The organism is Paenibacillus sp. CR_12 (genome assembly GCF_041953985.1).
Lineage (GTDB): Bacteria > Bacillota > Bacilli > Paenibacillales > Paenibacillaceae > Paenibacillus_AQ > Paenibacillus_AQ lautus_A.
In genome coordinates, this window is sequence record NZ_JAVFHO010000001.1 from 24,632 (window position 1) to 42,952 (window position 18,321).

Annotated in this window: 20 protein-coding genes; 19 read left to right on the forward strand and 1 reads right to left on the reverse strand. The window is 52.1% G+C overall.

Going from position 1 to position 18,321, the window contains the following annotated elements; translation table 11 throughout:
* The first annotated feature begins 86 nt into the window (after positions 1-86).
* The 6 genes from RB297_RS00140 (at position 87) to RB297_RS00165 (ending at position 4,524) form a co-directional block, all read left to right on the forward strand.
* A complete protein-coding gene (locus RB297_RS00140; protein WP_213577775.1) occupies positions 87-524 on the forward strand; it encodes a DUF2487 family protein in 438 nt (145 codons plus the stop codon).
* A 169-nt stretch (positions 525-693) separates the two neighbouring features.
* Entirely contained in the window at positions 694-1,239 is a 546-nt protein-coding gene (locus RB297_RS00145; protein WP_015734548.1) for a Rieske (2Fe-2S) protein, read from the forward strand.
* Positions 1,240-1,254: 15 nt separating this feature from the next.
* The gene (gene qcrB, locus RB297_RS00150) at positions 1,255-1,926 is read left to right on the forward strand and encodes a menaquinol-cytochrome c reductase cytochrome b subunit (protein ID WP_006209500.1); all 672 of its coding nucleotides are present in this window, start codon (positions 1,255-1,257) and stop codon (positions 1,924-1,926) included.
* Between the two features lie 21 nt (positions 1,927-1,947).
* Positions 1,948-2,835, forward strand: coding sequence for a menaquinol-cytochrome c reductase cytochrome b/c subunit (locus RB297_RS00155; protein WP_009595210.1), 888 nt, complete (start codon positions 1,948-1,950; stop codon positions 2,833-2,835).
* A gap of 132 nt (positions 2,836-2,967) precedes the next feature.
* The gene (locus RB297_RS00160; protein ID WP_375119406.1) at positions 2,968-3,600 is read left to right on the forward strand and encodes a DUF1405 domain-containing protein; all 633 of its coding nucleotides are present in this window, start codon (positions 2,968-2,970) and stop codon (positions 3,598-3,600) included.
* A gap of 66 nt (positions 3,601-3,666) precedes the next feature.
* Positions 3,667-4,524: a sporulation protein YpjB gene (locus RB297_RS00165; RefSeq protein WP_375119407.1), complete on the forward strand. Its 858-nt coding sequence runs from the start codon at positions 3,667-3,669 to the stop codon at positions 4,522-4,524.
* A 42-nt stretch (positions 4,525-4,566) separates the two neighbouring features.
* On the opposite strand, the gene RB297_RS00170 is transcribed toward RB297_RS00165, so the two are convergent.
* Entirely contained in the window at positions 4,567-5,436 is an 870-nt protein-coding gene (locus tag RB297_RS00170) for a YitT family protein (protein WP_015734552.1), read from the reverse strand.
* 223 nt (positions 5,437-5,659) lie between these two features.
* On the opposite strand from RB297_RS00170, the gene RB297_RS00175 reads away from it, so the two are divergent.
* The 13 genes from RB297_RS00175 to dinG all read left to right on the forward strand — a co-directional run bounded on the left by RB297_RS00175 (position 5,660) and on the right by dinG (position 18,276).
* Positions 5,660-5,989, forward strand: a complete 330-nt coding sequence (locus RB297_RS00175) for a nucleotide pyrophosphohydrolase (protein WP_015734553.1) — start codon at positions 5,660-5,662, stop codon at positions 5,987-5,989.
* A gap of 49 nt (positions 5,990-6,038) precedes the next feature.
* Positions 6,039-6,584, forward strand: coding sequence for a tetratricopeptide repeat protein (locus tag RB297_RS00180; protein WP_375119408.1), 546 nt, complete (start codon positions 6,039-6,041; stop codon positions 6,582-6,584).
* 11 nt (positions 6,585-6,595) lie between these two features.
* Positions 6,596-7,399: a 4-hydroxy-tetrahydrodipicolinate reductase gene (gene dapB / locus RB297_RS00185; RefSeq protein WP_009595251.1), complete on the forward strand. Its 804-nt coding sequence runs from the start codon at positions 6,596-6,598 to the stop codon at positions 7,397-7,399.
* Positions 7,400-7,417: 18 nt separating this feature from the next.
* On the forward strand, positions 7,418-7,837 hold the full coding sequence (gene mgsA / locus RB297_RS00190; protein WP_015734554.1) for a methylglyoxal synthase: 420 nt from the start codon (positions 7,418-7,420) through the stop codon (positions 7,835-7,837).
* The gene (bshB1, locus tag RB297_RS00195) at positions 7,837-8,544 is read left to right on the forward strand and encodes a bacillithiol biosynthesis deacetylase BshB1 (RefSeq protein ID WP_375119409.1); all 708 of its coding nucleotides are present in this window, start codon (positions 7,837-7,839) and stop codon (positions 8,542-8,544) included. Before mgsA ends, bshB1 begins: the two co-directional genes overlap by 1 nt.
* Positions 8,545-8,575: 31 nt before the next feature.
* Positions 8,576-9,739, forward strand: a complete 1,164-nt coding sequence (gene bshA / locus RB297_RS00200) for an N-acetyl-alpha-D-glucosaminyl L-malate synthase BshA (protein WP_375119410.1) — start codon at positions 8,576-8,578, stop codon at positions 9,737-9,739.
* Between the two features lie 44 nt (positions 9,740-9,783).
* Positions 9,784-11,082: a CCA tRNA nucleotidyltransferase gene (locus RB297_RS00205; protein ID WP_375119411.1), complete on the forward strand. Its 1,299-nt coding sequence runs from the start codon at positions 9,784-9,786 to the stop codon at positions 11,080-11,082.
* Positions 11,069-12,058: a biotin--[acetyl-CoA-carboxylase] ligase gene (locus tag RB297_RS00210; RefSeq protein WP_192572463.1), complete on the forward strand. Its 990-nt coding sequence runs from the start codon at positions 11,069-11,071 to the stop codon at positions 12,056-12,058. The genes RB297_RS00205 and RB297_RS00210 overlap by 14 nt, the downstream gene beginning before the upstream one ends.
* Positions 12,059-12,339: 281 nt before the next feature.
* Positions 12,340-13,227, forward strand: a complete 888-nt coding sequence (panB, locus tag RB297_RS00215; RefSeq protein ID WP_015734559.1) for a 3-methyl-2-oxobutanoate hydroxymethyltransferase — start codon at positions 12,340-12,342, stop codon at positions 13,225-13,227.
* The gene (gene panC / locus RB297_RS00220) at positions 13,224-14,114 is read left to right on the forward strand and encodes a pantoate--beta-alanine ligase (protein WP_375119412.1); all 891 of its coding nucleotides are present in this window, start codon (positions 13,224-13,226) and stop codon (positions 14,112-14,114) included. Before panB ends, panC begins: the two co-directional genes overlap by 4 nt.
* A complete protein-coding gene (gene panD / locus RB297_RS00225; protein ID WP_015734561.1) occupies positions 14,107-14,490 on the forward strand; it encodes an aspartate 1-decarboxylase in 384 nt (127 codons plus the stop codon). The genes panC and panD overlap by 8 nt, the downstream gene beginning before the upstream one ends.
* Before the next feature lie 110 nt (positions 14,491-14,600).
* Complete coding sequence (locus RB297_RS00230) at positions 14,601-15,230, forward strand: hypothetical protein (RefSeq protein WP_375119413.1); 630 nt, start codon at positions 14,601-14,603, stop codon at positions 15,228-15,230.
* A gap of 169 nt (positions 15,231-15,399) precedes the next feature.
* Positions 15,400-18,276 carry an ATP-dependent DNA helicase DinG gene (dinG, locus tag RB297_RS00235; protein ID WP_375119414.1) on the forward strand — a complete coding sequence of 959 codons (2,877 nt, stop codon included), beginning with the start codon at positions 15,400-15,402 and terminating at the stop codon, positions 18,274-18,276.
* The last annotated feature ends 45 nt before the right edge of the window (positions 18,277-18,321 follow it).

Here is an 18,321-nt window from a genome sequence, read left to right on the forward strand (position 1 = left end):
TTCTTCTTTTTTTTGCCTAACCTGCCCTTTCACTCGTATAATGAAGACAAAATCATGATGAGTGAGCAGAAAGGAATGTATCTTGCATGAAATTTAGTGAAGTGGACGAGCAGACGTGGCCGGAGCTGAAACCTTATTTTGATACCTGCCTGATTCCGTTTACCGGACTTTCGGGTACGGAAACGCCATGGGAGGCGACAGCCGCGCTGGAACGGCTCCGGGATTTTATGGATATGGCAGAAATTCCGTTTAAGGGAAGATTGGTTACATATCCTGCCGTACAATATGGAAATACTGAAGATATGAAGCTTCTAAATGAAGTTTGTCACAATGTCAAATCCATCGGCTTTAAGTTCGTGGTGGTCATGACAGCCGATTCCGAGCTCTCTATAGAGGATGTGCCCGAAAGCACGCTTGTCCTTTCGCGGCGCAGGCTGGAAGGCAGTGACTCGATCCCTATGCCTGCCATCGTATCAGGACAGATCAGCGAAATGTGGCAGCAGGAAAGCCGTGTTGAATTGTGACAAAAAACCAACAATTTATGAAAGGGCTATTGGAAGCGAACCCAAATTTGGGATTCAAATTCTTGACGGTCTTGGGTGCCTAAGATATTATTAGTATGTCCTAGTAAGTCGTGTGATTTTAATCATTGATGACACTTAAGAACGGTTGACAAAGGGGGTTGAACACAGAATGAGCAGCAACCACAATGACGAGCATGAAGAATCGCACAATCCACCCCGACAGAAAGAGATGTCCCGCAGACAATTTCTTACATACACGTTGGGCGGTGCCACAGCTTATATGGCTGCTGGAGTAGTTTTGCCAATGCTCCGCTTTGCCGTTGATCCGATTCTTCAAAATAAGGAAGAAGGGTCTTTTGTAAAAGTCGCGGAAGAGAGCAAAATTACCAACGATCCACAGGAATTTCATTTCGAGCTCAAACAGCAGGACGGCTGGTACAACAGTACAGCTACTTTGACGGCGTGGATTCGTAAGAACGATCAAGGTGAAATTGTAGCGCTTTCACCGATTTGTAAGCATTTGGGATGCCTTGTTGGATGGAATAACAACAAGAATTTCCCGGATGAATACCACTGCCCTTGCCACGGTGCGCGTTATACACCGGACGGTAAGAACCTGGCAGTCGCGCCGAAGCCGCTTGACCAGTACGAGACGAAAATCGAGAACGGCTGGATTTACCTCGGCGCCATCGTGCCAAATACCGTAGTTAAATAGGAGGCGTAGATTCAGATGTTGAAGAATGTCTACAACTGGATTGATGAACGTCTCGATATCACGCCGATTTGGAGAGACGTTGCAGACCACGAGGTACCGGAACACGTAAACCCGGCGCATCATTTCTCCGCGTTTGTGTACTGTTTCGGCGGCTTGACGTTTTTTATCACAGTCATCCAGATTCTGTCGGGAATGTTCCTGACGATGTATTACGTACCGGATATCATAAACGCTTACAACAGTGTCGAGTACCTGCAAACACAGGTTGCCTTCGGACAGATTGTCCGCGGCATGCACCACTGGGGCGCAAGCTTGGTAATCGTTATGATGTTCCTGCATACGATGCGCGTGTTCTTCACCGGCTCTTACAAAGCGCCGCGTGAAATGAACTGGGTCGTTGGTATGCTCATTTTCTTTGTTATGCTCGGCCTTGGTTTGACAGGCTACCTGCTGCCATGGGATAACAAAGCTTACTTCGCTACAAAAGTTACACTGGAGATTGCGAACTCCGTACCTTGGCTTGGACCTATCATTAAAGAATTGCTGCAAGGCGGTACGATCGTAGGTGCCGAAACGCTGACGCGTTTCTTCGCTATTCACGTATTCTTCCTTCCGGCTGTCCTTCTTGCCTTATTGGTAGGACACTTTATCATGATCCGCAGACAAGGTATTTCCGGTCCACTATAAGAAGAAGGGAGGCGCATATTTATGGCACATGGTCATAAATCTGATGAAAAAGTAGTTTATGTCGGCGATTCGCGTGTGAAAAAAGGCAGCGGTTGGGTTACGCCGCCGGATTACACCGCATATCCCGGCAAATCAGAAGCGTTCATTCCTAACTTCTTGTTGAAGGAATGGATGGTTGGTGTAGTTGTATTGGTCGGTTTCCTTGTACTGACCATCTCGGAACCGGCGCCGCTTGGTTATCCGGCGGATCCGGGGGCTTCGGTCATTCCGATGCCGGACTGGTACTTCCTGTTCCTGTATGAATATTTGAAGCTTCCGTACGCATCCGGTGATTATGTGGTACTCGGCACGATTGGCGTTTCCGGCGTGGCCTTTGGCTCATTGCTCCTGGTTCCGTTCCTGGATACAGGGAAAGAGCGGAGGTTCTACAAGAGACCTATCACTTCGGCGCTTATGATTCTGTCGTTGTTTGCCGTCATCTATCTGACCAATGCTGCATGGACGCATTATCAGCATGAACTGGAAGCTACAGGCCAGAAGCCGGAGCATATTCAGCGGGAAGAAGAAGCTCACGAGAAGCGTGCCGCTGGTCTGCCAACAACCAGCGGCAAGCAGCCTGAAGACAGCATCGTAGCGATTGTGGATAAGGATAATCCTGCAATGGAGACCTTTAAAACGGCTACTTGTATCTCCTGTCATGCTGCAGATTTGAAAGGGGCATCCGGACCGTCGCTGCGCGGCGTCGGTGACACCCATACAAAAGAAGAGATTGTGGCGATCATCGAAAATGGCCAAGGCAGCATGCCGGCTATGAAAGAAACGGCACTTTCTGCTGGAGTTACTGAAGAACAACTCGACCAGCTGGCGGATTGGCTCGCAAGCCAAAAAGCAGAAGCGGCTGCAGAGTAGCATGCATTAAAGAACCTGACCGTATTACGGTCAGGTTCTTTTTTAAATGCGTACATAGATGAAATATGTACCTGGTTTATGTATAATCGGCATTAGTCTAAAGAATACAGGAACAGGATTGGAGGACCGAGTTTGTCAATTTCGTTTTTATGGAGCCGGGAATTTCTAAGCAAGCGATCGATTCTCTGGCTGCTGCTCGTATGCAACGTACTTGGAACGATCTATGGATACATATGGTACGGCGCTCAAATGGCCGATACGGTGGAACATGGCTACATATGGCAGGTCGTATTCGTGCCGGACAGCCCGACGGCCAGTTTGTTTTTCAGTTTGGCGCTTTTGCTGCTTCTCTACCCGCCTCGGAGCCTCGGCGTCGCGTTGTTTCAGCAATTCATAGAGGCACTGGCAGTCGTCACATCGGTGAAGTATGGCATATGGGCCGTTGTTATGATATTTGCCGGACAAGCCCAAGGAGATGTGCTGGCATGGCAGGATTGGATGCTTGTCGCTTCGCACACAGCGATGGCAGTAGAAGCCTTGCTGTTCGTCCGATTGTTTCATTACCGCTGGACAGCCCTAACCGGGGCCATTGCCTGGACGCTGCTGAACGACACCGTCGATTATACATATGGCGTGTTTCCGTGGCTGCCCGGTCCGTTATATGATGACCTGCCAGCCGTCCAGCTGTTCACTTATCTATTGACGCTCTTCAGCGGTTTCGCCGGCTGGATCTTCATGAAGTACGGGAATCCCAAGCAACGCTAGCCGTTTCGCCGGCACGGTTCTATGAGCATCCCTTCTGCCATACATATACGGTAGGAGGGATGTCCCATGTTACGAATCTTTCCGAAGCTCCTTCTGTGCCTGTCCGCACTGCTTCTGCAGGTTACCGCAGGCTGGGGTAATCCCATATGGGCTAGCCCGGCGGCAAACGGACAGTCGGAGTCTTCGCCCGCTGCATCCATTCAGGCCAAAGCGCTGAACAAGGAAGTGGAGCAGTTATACCGCCATGTGGAGGAAGGCAATGTACAAGCCGTGTTAGAGGATATTCGCCGGGTATCCGGGCTGTTTGAGGCTTCCTCATTTCAAGGATTGACCGGCGTCGAGGGGATCCACGCGTTGGCTGAGAGCATTCTGGAGATGAAAGAAGCTACGGCACGGGCGACGCAGGAGCCCCAGCACTGGATGGTGTCCGCCGGCAAGCTCCGAATGGCAGCGGATAGCCTGATCCATGCCAGGGATGCGTTATGGCATCAATATTACAAGGTCATACGCGAAGACCTGAGAGTCATGGGACAGTATGCGCAGCAGCACGATCAGGCTGGCATGAGACGAGCCTACGACAGCCTGAGCGAGCATTATGAGCTCATCCGTCCTTCCGTTGTCATTCAGCGCAAGCCCGAGGATGTCAACATGATGGAATCTTGGATTTCCTATGCAGGGGGGCTGGTGGCATCCGGAGACGCGGCGCAAGTGGAGAAAGTGGTCCCGCAGGGCGAGGAAATGATGAATATGTTATTCGGCAAGAAAAAAGACGAGCCTGCGCTTGCTCCGCTGGGAGAGGTTAAAGAGCCATGGACTTGGCAGCTGGTCATTGCCGCTTTTATTTTGGCGGCATTAACGTTTGCAGGGTACCGCAAATACCGCGGCCAGCTGTACAGCGCAAAACCGATGTTCCCCCGAAAGTAGTCGAATATCCATCATGGTCCGAATAGCCCGGTGCAAACCGGGCTATTCCTCTTTAAAACCTTCCCCGTGCACGTCATTGACATCATTAATGATAATAAAAGCCCGAGGGTCCAAGGATTTGGCGATTCCCGTAAGGCGGCGAATTTCCTGCCTCGATACGACGCAGTATACCATATGCTTGGCTTGCATGGAGTAGGCGCCGATAGCCGGGATCAACGTGACCCCACGATCCATTTCCGTGGATATGCGATTTGCGATATCAGGCGCACGGTCACTGATGATGGTGAAGGCTTTGGCGGCATAAGCCCCTTCCTGTATGAAATCGATCACCTTGGAAGCGATGAACACGGCGACCAGGGTATACAATATGCGCTCGAGCGGGATAAAGAATAAGGATAGACCGATAATCAAAATATCGAGGGATAAAATGATCTGGCCCATGCTGAAGCCGAATTTCCGGTTGATGATTCTGGCAATGATGTCGGAGCCGCCAGTCGTCCCGCCGAACCGGAAAACGATGCCGAGCCCGGCCCCCAATGTCACCCCCGCATAAAGCGCAGCCAGAATATAATCATGCTCGGTGTGAAAAGGCACGACATACCCGCGGTCGATCAGTAATTCGAACAGCCACAGAAACAGGGTTAAGGATGCGATGCCGAGACCTGTATAGACAGACTGGCGTTTGCCGAGTATTTTCATTCCGACCAGGAACAGCGGGATATTCAATGCCATGGTTGAAATGGACGGCGATATGTTAAAGGCGTAATTTAGCAGTACGGTAATGCCGGTGACCCCACCCTCCATGAGTTCATTCGGAATGATGAAATACAGCAGTCCGAATGCGTATATGGCGGAACCGGCGATGATCGGAATGATCGTTTGCAGCTGATGGAGCAACTTGGACGTTTTCATAAGACCCCTCGCATTTCCAATAGTGGATATTTCCGATTGTCTGCAGATTGCTTCGCACCTGTCTAGTATGCGCCGATATGGTTTCAGCAATAAAAAATTATTTGTTTTCAAATCCGCTTTACGATAACATAGGTTTAAAACCAATCGCTCGTATGAGGGAAGACTGCCCCAGCTTGAAGGTTACAAGCTGAGGCTGACTGTGCAGTGAAGGGAGTTAAGAGTCTTGGGAAAATCAATGGCTGAAATGCAGCAGGAAGTCGATCGATACATATCACAATTCAAGGAAGGTTATTTCAGTCCTTTATCCATGATGGCCCGAATGTCTGAAGAGGTGGGGGAACTCGCCCGAGAGGTTAATCATCAGTTCGGCGAGAAGCCGAAAAAAGCGGATGAAGCGGAAAATTCCATCGAAATGGAGCTTGGAGATATATTGTTTATTACGATCTGTTTTGCCAATTCCCTCGGCATCGATCTCGCGGAAGCGCATGATAAAGTGATGCATAAATTTTCTACGCGCGATGCCGATCGTTGGACGAAAATAAACACCGATTAGGCAGCTGCTACATATGCTGTACCAAACCCGCTGTGGGGAGGGACAGCCCGTGAAACCTGAAAGTTATATACAAAAAGCATATCGATGCATACTTCAAAATGATTTCGAAGAAGCGTTGCGTTGGTTTGAGCAAGCGATCATCTCGAATCCGGGAGATGCCGAAGTGCATTATCGGTGCTCCATTACCTACGGCAGAAGCAACAAGCTGGAGATGGCGATTACGCATGCGGAGGAAGCCGTCAGGCTGCAGCCGGACAAACCGGAATATGCTCTTCATTTACAGCATATCAAGGCTGCGGAGCTGGTGCAGCGAGCAAGAAAAATGGTGGAAAACCGCAAGGATGTGACCAAGGCTGAATTGTATCAAGCCGTTGGACATCTGAAATCCGCCGTAGCCATGGACCCTTTGTATGCTCAGGCTTATGTATGGCTTGCTCTTGTTTACAGTGAACTCGATGAGCATGCGCTCGCCATTACCACGCTTAAAGAGGTAATTTCGTTGTACCCGCAGGAGAGCGGGCTGCAGCATATTATGGAGGAACTCAAACAGCGCTTGAAATCATATATGCAGGATACAGCATCGGATGGAAAGTGAGGATATGTAACATGGCAAACAAATGGACAGTTGCGGTCGTCGGTGCCGGCGGCCGTATGGGTAAAGAAGTAGTGAAGCTTGTATTGGGCGACGAGGAACTGGAACTGGTTGCTGCCGTCGGCTTGTCGGATGCGGGTGCCGATGCAGGAACGCTGGTAGGTTTGCCTGCTTGCGGCATTACGGTGACATCGGATCTGGAGATGGCGCTTGTCGAATCCAAACCGGACGTCATGGTTGATTTTACGGCGCCTCAATTTGCATACAGCAATACGGCGTTGGCCATCAAGCACGGCGTTCGCCCGATCATGGGCACGACCGGCTTCACGCCGGAGCAAATCGAAGAGCTGGACAAGCAATGCACGGAACAGAACATTGGCGGTTTGATCGCGCCGAACTTTTCCATCGGAGCCATTCTGATGATGAAATTTGCAGCCCAGGCGGCCAAATATTTGCCTCACGTTGAAATTATCGAAACCCATGGCGACCAGAAGCTGGATGCTCCGTCCGGAACATCGATCAAAACAGCGGAAATGATTGCGGCGAACCGCGAGGAGATTCGTCAAGGCAATCCGAAGGAAGAGGAAGTCATTGAAGGTGCAAGGGGCGGGTATTACAACGGCTTCCGAATTCACAGCGTTCGTCTGCCGGGCGTTTTTGCCCAGCAGGAGGTCATTTTTGGCGGTTACGGTCAAAGCCTGAAGATCCGACATGATTCGTATGAACGTGCAGCTTATATGCCGGGCGTGAAAATGGCTATAGAGAAGGTAATGGGCTACACCGGATTGGTCTATGGATTTGATCATTTTATTGACTAACATAGGGGAGAAATTACTATGAATATTGCATTTATCGCGCATGACCGCAAAAAAGAGGAAATGGTCAATTTCGTTATCGCTTATGAAAATGTATTCGAAGATCATAAATTATACTCGACTGGAACGACGGGAACCCGGATTATGGAGCAAACCAAACTCAGCATTCACCGTTTTGCCTCGGGACCGCTGGGCGGCGATCAGCAGATCGGAGCTCTTGTGGCGGACAATGAGATGGACCTGATTATTTTTCTGCGGGATCCGTTGATGGCACAGCCTCATGAACCGGACATCAATGCACTCCTCCGTTTGTGCGACGTGCAGGGAATACCGCTTGCTACCAATGTGGCGACGGCTGAGATTCTCGTCAAGGCGCTGGACCGCGGCGATTTTGCATGGCGCGAACTCGTTCATAAATATAAACCGGGTGTGGATAGCTGATGAACACCAAACTGGACATATTAATCTTCGGAGCACATGCAGACGATGCCGAGATCGGAATGGCAGGAACGATTGCAAAGCATACGGCAGCTGGGCTGTCGGTCGGGATCTGCGATCTCACGCAGGCGGAAATGTCGTCGAACGGCACCGTCGATATTCGCAAGCAGGAGGCAGAGCAAGCTGCCGGTATTTTGGATCTCAAGGTCCGAACGAATCTGGGGCTGCCGGATCGCGGTTTGTTCGTGACGCCGGATCATATTGAACGGGTCACGGCCGAGATTCGCAAGTTTTCTCCTTCTATTGTATTTGCTCCCTACTGGGAGGATCGCCATCCGGACCATGTCGCGTGCAGCCGGTTGGTTGAGGAAGCGGTATTCAATGCCAAGCTTCGCCGATACATGTCCGAGCAGCCGCCGGTTAAGGTGGACGAGCTTTATTTTTATTTCATAAACGATATCGGAAGAACGGATTTGGTCGTTGACGTTACGGAGCATTACGGCGTTAAGGAGCAGGCCTTGTCTTGTTACCGTTCCCAGTTCGAGAAGGCTGAAGAAGATGCAGTCTCAACCCCGTTGACCGAGGGGTACATCGAGCGTGTGCGGGCCAGGGATTCACTGCTTGGGGCGCGCAGGCTTATTCCTTATGCAGAGGGCTTTGCTTGTAAAAGTCCGTATGTTGTTCATCTATTCGGCCCCAAGCAGGCATAATATATAGAGGCGTACATAAAGGAGGCCTGACATGAATCAACAACCATTAAAAATCGGCATTACCTGTTACCCATCGCTCGGCGGGTCAGGAGTCGTGGCGACCGAGCTGGGCAAACTCCTCGCGGAGCAAGGCCACCAGGTTCATTTTATCGCGCACAGCATTCCGTTCCGATTAGGAACTTTCCATAAAAATATTTTTTATCATGAAGTTGAAGTAAACGACTATTATGTGTTTCGTTATCCCCCATATGACCTTTCGCTGGCGACCAAAATGGCTCAGGTGGCAAAAATGCAGCAGCTTGACGTGCTTCATGTGCACTATGCCGTGCCGCATGCCGTATGTGCCTTCTTGGCCAAGCAGATGGTCGGAGATCAGCTGAAAGTCGTTACGACGCTCCACGGAACCGATATTACGGTGCTGGCGCAGGACGAGTCGCTGAAGGATTTGATCCGGCTTGCCATTAATGAAAGTGATGCCGTTACCGCCGTTTCTCAGGATCTTATTCGTGAGACGCGGGAGCTGCTGGATATAAGCCGTGACATCGACCTTACCTATAATTTCGTGGATCCGCGGGTGTATTATCCGCGGGATTCGAGATCGCTGCGTAATGATTATGCCGATCCGAACGAAAAAATCATGATGCATATTTCCAACTTCCGTCCCGTGAAACGGGTAGGCGACGTATTGGAAATATTCGCCCAGGTGCAGGAGCAGATACCCGCTAAACTGCTGTTAGTCGGGGAAGGGCCAGAGCTTCCGAAGATCCAATGCCGGATCAATGAGCTGGGGCTTGGCGGCAAGGTGCATTTTCTCGGCAAACAAGACGAGATTGCCCATGTGATCTCGATGGCGGACGTGCTTCTGCTCCCATCCGAGAAAGAAAGCTTTGGCCTGGTCGCCCTGGAAGCAATGGCGTGCGGAGTGCCAACGGTCGGATCCACGGCAGGCGGCATTCCCGAGCTGGTTACCCATGGGGAAACCGGGTATCTGGCTCCAATCGGAGACACGCATTCGATGGCTCAGCACGTGCTTGAAATATGTAAGGATGAAGCCCTTAGCGAACGGCTGCGCAAGGCATGCCTGCAGCGTTCCAAAACCATGTTCTGCAATGAATTGATACGGGGCAAGTACGAGGAAATCTATTACCGAGTATTGGGACGGGAGGTTAGCGAGCTGAAGCCGGTTTGCGGCTAAGCTCGACCCTCTCGTTGTTTTTCGGATAAAAGGAACGGGAAACTATGGCAGATATGTATAATTCGATTCGATGGCGCAACGCGGACCCCGACATGGCCGAGCGGAGTGCGGATGTGATCCGCACTCTGCTTCGGCATGGACATGAAGCGTATTGGGTCGGAGGCTGTGTCCGTGATGAATACATGGGGCGCAGGGTCAGCGACATGGATATTACCACCTCCGCCTTGCCGGAAGTCACCTGTTCCGTCTTCCCCAAAGTAATTCCAACAGGAATCAAGCACGGAACCGTGACGGTGCTGATGGAAGGCCAGTCTTTTGAAGTGACGACATATCGGGTGGAGAGCGGTTATGAGGACCATCGTCATCCGACGGAGGTCGCTTTCGTCGGGGAAGTGAAGGAAGATTTGAGGCGTCGCGACTTCACCATGAACGCAATGGCCAGAGGAATTGACGGTTCCTGGGTTGACCCCTTCGGCGGACGAGAGGATATTGACCGGAAGGTGATTCGCTGCGTGGGCGATGCCCGTGTTCGTTTTCGCGAAGATGCCCTGCGCATGGTGCGCTGCATCCGTTTTGCCTCCGTGTTCGGTTTCTCCATCGCACTCCGTACATGGAGAGGGATCCTCTCGGAGAGAGACACCTTAGGATGGATTGCGATGGAACGCATCCGCAGCGAATTCGAGAAAATTCTGGCTGGGCCGTCCCCGCTGCGCGGATTGGAGATGTTTGTCCGGAGCGGACTGCATTCCCGGATGAAAGCGCCCTTTCCCTATACCACGCATGATAGGAAGACGATCGAAGCCATGGAGCGGATTGAACCGGACTATGCGACGATCCGTTGGTCCTTGCTCCTGCTCGCATGCGGCATTACAGCTCAGCAAGCAGAGGAGCTGCTGCGGTCATGGACCTTCTCCAATAAGCAGCGTGAATCCATCGTGAAACTGCTCTCGCTGCATGAATCCTATCTGCAGCAACCGAATGCGGGCGATGCCGAAAGAAGCAGGCTTAAGTGGATCAGCCTAGTCCTTGCCTACGGGGTCGAGGCAGCCCAAGGATGGCTGGAAATGCAAACGGCTTTGCATCACGCGGGAGCGTCTTCTGCTCCGCTGACCTTCATCCGGCAGCTTGACGTGTGGCTGCAGGATCTCCGGATCCGCAGCTTGAAGGATTTGGCCATCACCGGCAGCGAATTGCTTGAGACGCTGGGCAGACGCGGAGGCCCATGGCTTGGGGAACTTCTTGGGCTGCTGCTGGGGAAAGCGGCGGCAGGTTTGATTAACAACGATAAGGAATCGTTGATTGAAGAAGCAAAGCGGGTGGTAATTCATAATGAAGGATCATGATCAAGACAACGCACTTTTGAAAATGTTCCAGGAGAATGCCGGTCAGTTTCTGTCCGGGGAAGAGATTAGCCGAAAATTGTCCATCAGCCGGACGGCCGTATGGAAGCAGATCAATAAGCTTCGGAATGCAGGGTATGATTTCGAGGCCGTTCCGCGGCTTGGCTACCGCATGTTGGACGAGCCGGACCGACTGAGCGGGGATCAACTGACAGCGGGCATGACCAGTCGGTACTTCGGAAAATCGATCAAGCTGCTGGACAAAACGACGTCAACTCAGGAGGATGCCCGGCAGTTGGCGGAAGAAGGGGCAGCCGAAGGCACGCTTGTCATCTCGGAAGAGCAGACGGGCGGCCGGGGCAGAATGGGAAGGAAATTTCATTCCCCGAGAGGCAAAGGCATATGGATGAGCCTGGTGCTCAGGCCGAAGCAGCCGCTGCATCTAACCCAGCAGCTTACCTTATTGACAGGCGTGGCGGTATGCCGCGCCATCGCTAAATCCGCCGGCGTGCAAACCGACATCAAATGGCCGAACGATATTCTGTATCAGGGCAAAAAGGTTTGCGGCATTCTGCTGGAGTCCGCAACCGAAGATGAAAGAGTACGCTACTGCATTGCCGGCATCGGAATCAGCGCGAATCTGAAAGAAGCGGATTTTCCGGAGGAATTGCGGAACGTTGCGACGTCGATTCGCATCGCCGGCGGGAAAACCGTCAACCGGACATCTCTGATCCAGTCCATCATGTCGGAGATGGAGGTTTTATACGAATTGTACAACGAGCAGGGCTTCGAGCCCGTAGCCTCGCTTTGGGAAGCTTTATCCGGTACGGTGGGCCGCGAGGTTCAAGTACAGACGGCCCGTGACCGTTTTAGCGGGATTGCGACGGGACTCAACCAGGACGGCGCTCTGCTGGTCCGCAACCAGCATGATGAACTCGTTCCCGTGTATTCGGGCGATATTCTTTTTAATACCAGGTAAATGAAACATGGTGAAATCGGAGCTGGAATTTGATATACTACAACTATAGAGGCGGTATCGCCATGAGCGAATTGCACTCTGCAGCAAATGGGAATTATGATTTAGAACACCTTCATAACTGTTATGCCGGTTACGTTGGATTCTGCTCTGAGCCGAAAGGACCGAGACAGAAGGGACGATCGCGAGTGACTCTTTTTTGCCTTTCGGACTTTTTAGCAAGTACGTGCTAAAAGGTTTTTTTTATTGTGTCTAACTACATCACACAGGGAGGCTGTGTCACAATGGCAGGCAAACAACCACTGAACATCGTGAAATTGAAGAATATGAAGAAGAAGGGCGTACCGATCACGATGCTGACCGCGTACGATTATCCTTCCGCCAAGCTGGCGGAAGAAGCGGATATTGATATGATACTGGTGGGCGATTCCCTCGGCAACGTCGTGCTGGGTTATAACTCCACGATTCCCGTTACGCTGGACGACATGGTGTACCATACGCGCGCCGTCGCTCGCGGAGCCGAGGATACGTTCATCGTAGCGGATATGCCGTTCATGACTTATCATGGAGGCATCGATGAAAGCTTGCGCGGCGTGCGGCGATTGATGCAGGAAGGTCATGCGCATGCCGTGAAAATGGAGGGCGGCGAAGAAATCGCCGATACCGTAAAACGGATCGTACAATCCGGGGTCCCGGTGCTGGGCCATATCGGGCTGACGCCTCAGTCGGTAAACCAGATCGGCGGCTACCGGATTCAAGGCAAGGATGCCCAAGACGCGCAGCGGCTCATGAACGATGCGAAGGCGCTTGAAGCGGCCGGCGCATTTGCTATCGTGTTGGAGCTGGTTACGGAAGAAGCGGCTGCTGACATATCCAAAGCGCTGAGCATCCCGACCATTGGCATCGGCGCCGGTCGTTATTGTGACGGCCAAGTGCTGGTATTCCATGATATATTGAAATACGCGTCCCCTTATCGGGACAAACGCTTCGTGAAAACCTACGCCGATGTCGGCTCCGTTATCCGCGAGGGTATCACGCAGTATGTGAAGGAAGTGAAGGACCGCGCATTCCCGGCCGAGGAGCATGTGTTCAAGACGGAGAACAATGCCGGATCCGAAACGACAACGGCATTATATGGAAGCCAGAAGGAAAAGGTGGGCACGACATCATGAAAGTGATTCGCAGCATTGCGGATTTAAGATCAGAGCTTCGGAATCGGCTGGAGTCCGGCAGAGGACCGGTAGGCCTCGTGCCTACGATGGGTTATTTGCATGAAGGACACGCCAGCCTGATGCGGAAGGCGCGGGAAATGTCAGGCACGGTGGTCATCAGCATCTTTGTCAATCCGATTCAGTTCGGACCGGGCGAGGATTATGAAACTTATCCTCGGGATGAAGCGCGTGACCTGGCCTTGGCGGAATCCGAAGGGGTGGACGTGGTATTCATTCCCGCGGTAGAGGAAATGTACCCTCAGCCGACCAAAACCAAAATTGCCGTAGCGGAAATTACGTCATTGTTGTGCGGGGCCTCCCGCCCCGGACATTTTGACGGTGTCACCACGGTTGTGAATAAATTGTTCAATATCGTAAAGCCCGACTATGCCTTCTTCGGGATGAAGGATGCCCAGCAGGTGGCCGTCATAGAACAAATGGTACGGGATTTGAATATGGATGTGACCATCGTGCCATGTCCGATCATTCGCGAATCCGACGGCCTTGCCCTAAGCTCGCGCAACGTGTATCTGAAGCCGGAAGAGCGGGAACAGGCGCTTGTGCTGTCGGGCTCGCTGCGGACGGCTCAGGAGGCAATCCGGCAGGGACAAGCGACGACGGCAGGAGAGATCCGCGCACATCTTCGGGATTATATATCCCGCTCTCCGCTCGCTGATATCGATTACGCGGAATTGCTCACCTTCCCGGAGCTTGCGCCCGTGGAAGATTCATACCGCATTGTGGATGAAGACAGAACCGTCATCATGGCGCTGGCCGTGCGTTTTGGCCGCACCCGTCTCATTGACAATGCATTACTTCAACCAAAAGTAGGGGGATCCCATGTTTAGAACGATGATGAAATCCAAAATCCACCGCGCAACGGTGACGGAAGCCAATCTGAACTATGTGGGCAGCATTACCATTGATGAGGATCTAATGGAGGCTGCAGACCTTCTGGAGAATGAAAAAGTTCAAATCGTGAACAATAACAACGGCGCCCGTCTGGAAACGTACGTGATCAAAGGCGAGCGCGGCAGCGGCGTCATTTGCTTGAACGGAGCAGCCGCACGGCTCGTACAGCCCGGCGACAACGTCATTATCATTTCTTATGCCATGATGTCCAAAGAGGAATACGACCATCACACCCCGACGGTCGTGATCGTCGACGAATCGAATAAGCCGGTTACGACGGAATATCGCGAAGTTCACGCCGCCATTCTCTAAAGAACCAAAATGTGTCGGGACCTTAAAGGGATGAAAAGACCGTCTTCTACAGAAAATGAGTTCAGGTCGACGCACTGATCTCATTTTTCCGCTAAGGGTGGGATGCAGCTATGTTTCAACATGTATTCGCCGAAATGAACAACATGTTAGATGAAATTGTGAAGCATTACCCTTCTGCTCAAGGTCCCCAAAAACAGGCGCTGGTACAAAACTGGAACATGCTCAAAAGCATGAGCGAGGGCATTATCGAGGAGTGGCTGCATTTTGAAGAAAAAATGGCCATCTTCCGCGAGAGTGCAGCGTCACCTCCGGTTTTTCCGCCGACCGAAGCGCCTGAATTGCAGCTGGATGCGTTCGTTCGCGGTCAAGGTTACTACAAGCTGTTGATGTTCCAGCCGGCCATACAGCAGTTTGAGGCAGCCGCCGCGGTATTTCCGGACAGCCTTCTGATCAAGTTGTACATTGCCATGTCCCATCTGTATTTGGGGCATACCGCCCAAGCATCCGACGTACTGATCTCCATCCTGCCCCTGGCTGACAACAGAAAGCTTCGGGCGATGATCTACAATGCGCTTGGATGCATCGAGGTGTTGAATGGACAGCAAGCAAAGGCCGAGGAACATTTTGCACTGGCGATTCATAGCGATCCGACGCTTCCCGACCCCATGATCAACCTGGAGGTCTGCAAGCAGAATCGCGGTGAGCTCCAGTACGGCAGCCAATTGATCTCTTTGCTGTAGAAATCAAGCCACAACAAGAAGCGATGCCAGAGCTCACCTTGAGACTTTGGCATCGCTTTTTGCGTACGGGAGCGGTACAGAAAGCCAGGGGATTTTTTACCCGGAATGTTCAAAACCCGCAACTTCTGGTATGCTGTTAATTAGTCTGGAGGAAAGGGATTTTATCGAAATGAAATTTGCCGTATTGGATTTTGAAACCACGGGCAACCAGTCTGCAGATGAAATCATTCAGGTTGGACTGGCCATCATCGAAGAGGATCGAAGCATATCCCGCGTATACGGCACCTATGTCAATCCCGGGATTCCGATCCCTCCTTTTATTACCGGTTTGACCGGCATTTCCGACAGTGATGTAGCGGATGCTCCGTCATTGGAAGAAATGATGATGGAGCTTGTGCCCATGCTCGACGATGTCGTATTGGTTGGACATAACGTCGCTTTTGATTTTAACTTTTTGCAAAACGCGCTCGATCGCTGCGGCTATTTACCGTTCAGCGGCCGTATTCTAGATACGATGCACTTCTTAAAAATATGCTTTCCCTCGCTCCCGTCCTACCAGCTCGGGATGGTGTCCTCTCATTTCGGCCTGGAGCATGACCGTCCGCACCAGGCGGACAGCGATGCGCTTGCCACAGCCTATGCGCTGCTGAAATGTTTGGAGGAGATCGACGAGCTTCCGCTGCTCACCATTCAGCGTTTAAGCGACCTGTTTGCCGACGAGGACAGCGATTTGGCCTGGTTCTTTGACGGCATTCGTTCCGACAGGGAGCACCGAGCCGTACAAGCGGGAGACACCCATACGTACTACCGCCAGTTTGCCTTGGCGGTGGATGATTGGAACGATATAGCACCTGTCAGAGATGAGACGGAGCCCAACCCTTTGGCCGATGTAAGCTTCGAGCAATACATGAACGATGTCCGTGAACGCCTGAAGGAAACGCTGCCTCATTACGAGAGCAGGGATGCCCAGGACATGATGTTCCAGGAAGTGATGCAGGCGCTGGATGACAATAAACATCTATTGATCGAAGCGGGCACGGGAACCGGCAAATCCCTTGGATATTTGCTGCCGTCGATCTATCAAAGCGTGAAGCAGGAACAGAAGGTTATGGTGAGCACGCATACGATCAACCTTCAAGAACAGCTGCGTGACCGGGATATTCCCCTGCTCACCCAGGTTGTTCCTTTTCCTTTTAAGGCGGCCATTTTCAAGGGCAGGGGACATTATTTGTGTTTGAGAAAATTTGAACATAAAATAAATAGAAGAGATTTTCATTCCCCGAAGGAAGACGTAATCACGGCGGCCCAGATGCTGGTCTGGCTGACCCAGACGGAGAACGGGGATGATGAAGAGCTAAACCTTGGCGGACGGGGAGGGGATTTCTGGGAGACCATCTCCAGCGATTCGGATTCTTGCCTCGGACGCGCCTGTCCTTGGTTCCGCAAATGCTACTATCACAGGGCCAAGCATGAAGCAGGCATCGCGGATGTCGTCATTACGAACCATTCGAAGCTGTTCACCGACGTGAAGGCGAATCATCAGCTGCTGCCAAGCTATGAGCGCCTCGTCATCGACGAAGCGCATCATCTTGAGGATGTCGCCGGCAAGCACCTTGGCTTGCAGATGAAGTATTTTTCGGTGGTCCATACCTTGACCCGCATGTACAAAGACAGCCGAAGCGGGCAGCTCCCGGCTCTGCGCCAGCTGCTGCAAGCTTCGCCGCACGAGAAGGCAGTCGAATGGTCTTCCGTCATCGACCGTTTGTATCCGGACCTCATTACCGCAAAAGAGAACTGGGATCGGCTCAGCGATCAATTGTTCGGACTGCTTCCGGAACGCGGAGACGCTTCTCCGGGAGATGCCGGCCAATTCTCGCTCCGCCTGTCCCCGCTTAAGAAGCCGAAGGATTGGGATTCGATGGCCGAACTGGAGCATCAAATTCATCTGACGCTGGGCGATGTCGTGCGCAAGGGCGATAAGCTGATCGCCGAAATGAAGGAAGATTTGGATGACTACAGCGCGGACAGCCTGTTAACCGACCTATCGGGCCTATTTAAGGACCTGGCCGCGCATCGCGAAGACCTGCGCTCCTTCATGGCCCTGAACGATGAGGGCACGGTATACTGGATGGAGGCGAACGGCAATTTCCGCAGCAAATCGCTGCAGTTGTATGCCGTGCCCGTCGACGTGAGCGCTCATCTGAAGGAATTGTTTTTTGACAAGAAACAAAGCGTGATTCTGACATCGGCAACCTTGTCGGTGGACAAATCGTTTCAGTTCATGATCGAAAACCTGGGTCTTCAGGAAGCGGCTGAAGCGGGGAACCTGAACACGGTTCAGCTCCCGTCCCCGTTTAATTACAGGGAACAAGCCCTTCTTGTCGTGCCGCGCGATTTTCCGAGCGTGAAGGGATCGGTCGGGGATGCACTCTTTGTGAATATGCTCGTGAAGTCTTTGGCCGATACGGCCGTCGCTACGCATGGCCGCATGCTCGTCCTGTTCACTTCGTACCGGATGCTGCGCCAGGTGCACGAGCCGCTGAAAGAAGCGCTTGCATCAAGCGACATCACGGTATTGGGACAAGGTATGGACGGAACCAGCCGTACCAAGTTAATCCGAAGATTTCAGGACAGCAGCGCTTCCGTGCTGCTGGGCACCAGCTCCTTCTGGGAAGGGGTAGACATCCCGGGCGAGGCGCTGACTTGTCTTGCCATCGTCCGGCTGCCGTTCCAGCCGCCGAATCACCCCTTGGTCGAGGCCAAGAGCGAACTGCTGCAGCAGCAGAAGAAGAATCCCTTCATGAAGCTTTCGGTTCCGCAAGCGGTCATTCGTTTCAAACAGGGGTTTGGGCGTCTGGTGCGAACAGCACAAGATAAAGGGATCGTGATCGTGTACGATACCCGGGTCATTGAATCCTATTACGGGAAGTATTTCTTATATTCCTTGCCGGGGCCGAAGATGGAGCATATGCCGACAGAGGGGATCGTTCCCCGAATTTCGGAATGGCTGCAGGAAGAGGCAAGCGCGGGAAACCAAGCGGAATAAAGTGAAACCAAGCACGATCAACAAAAAAGATGTAGTTATTAACCT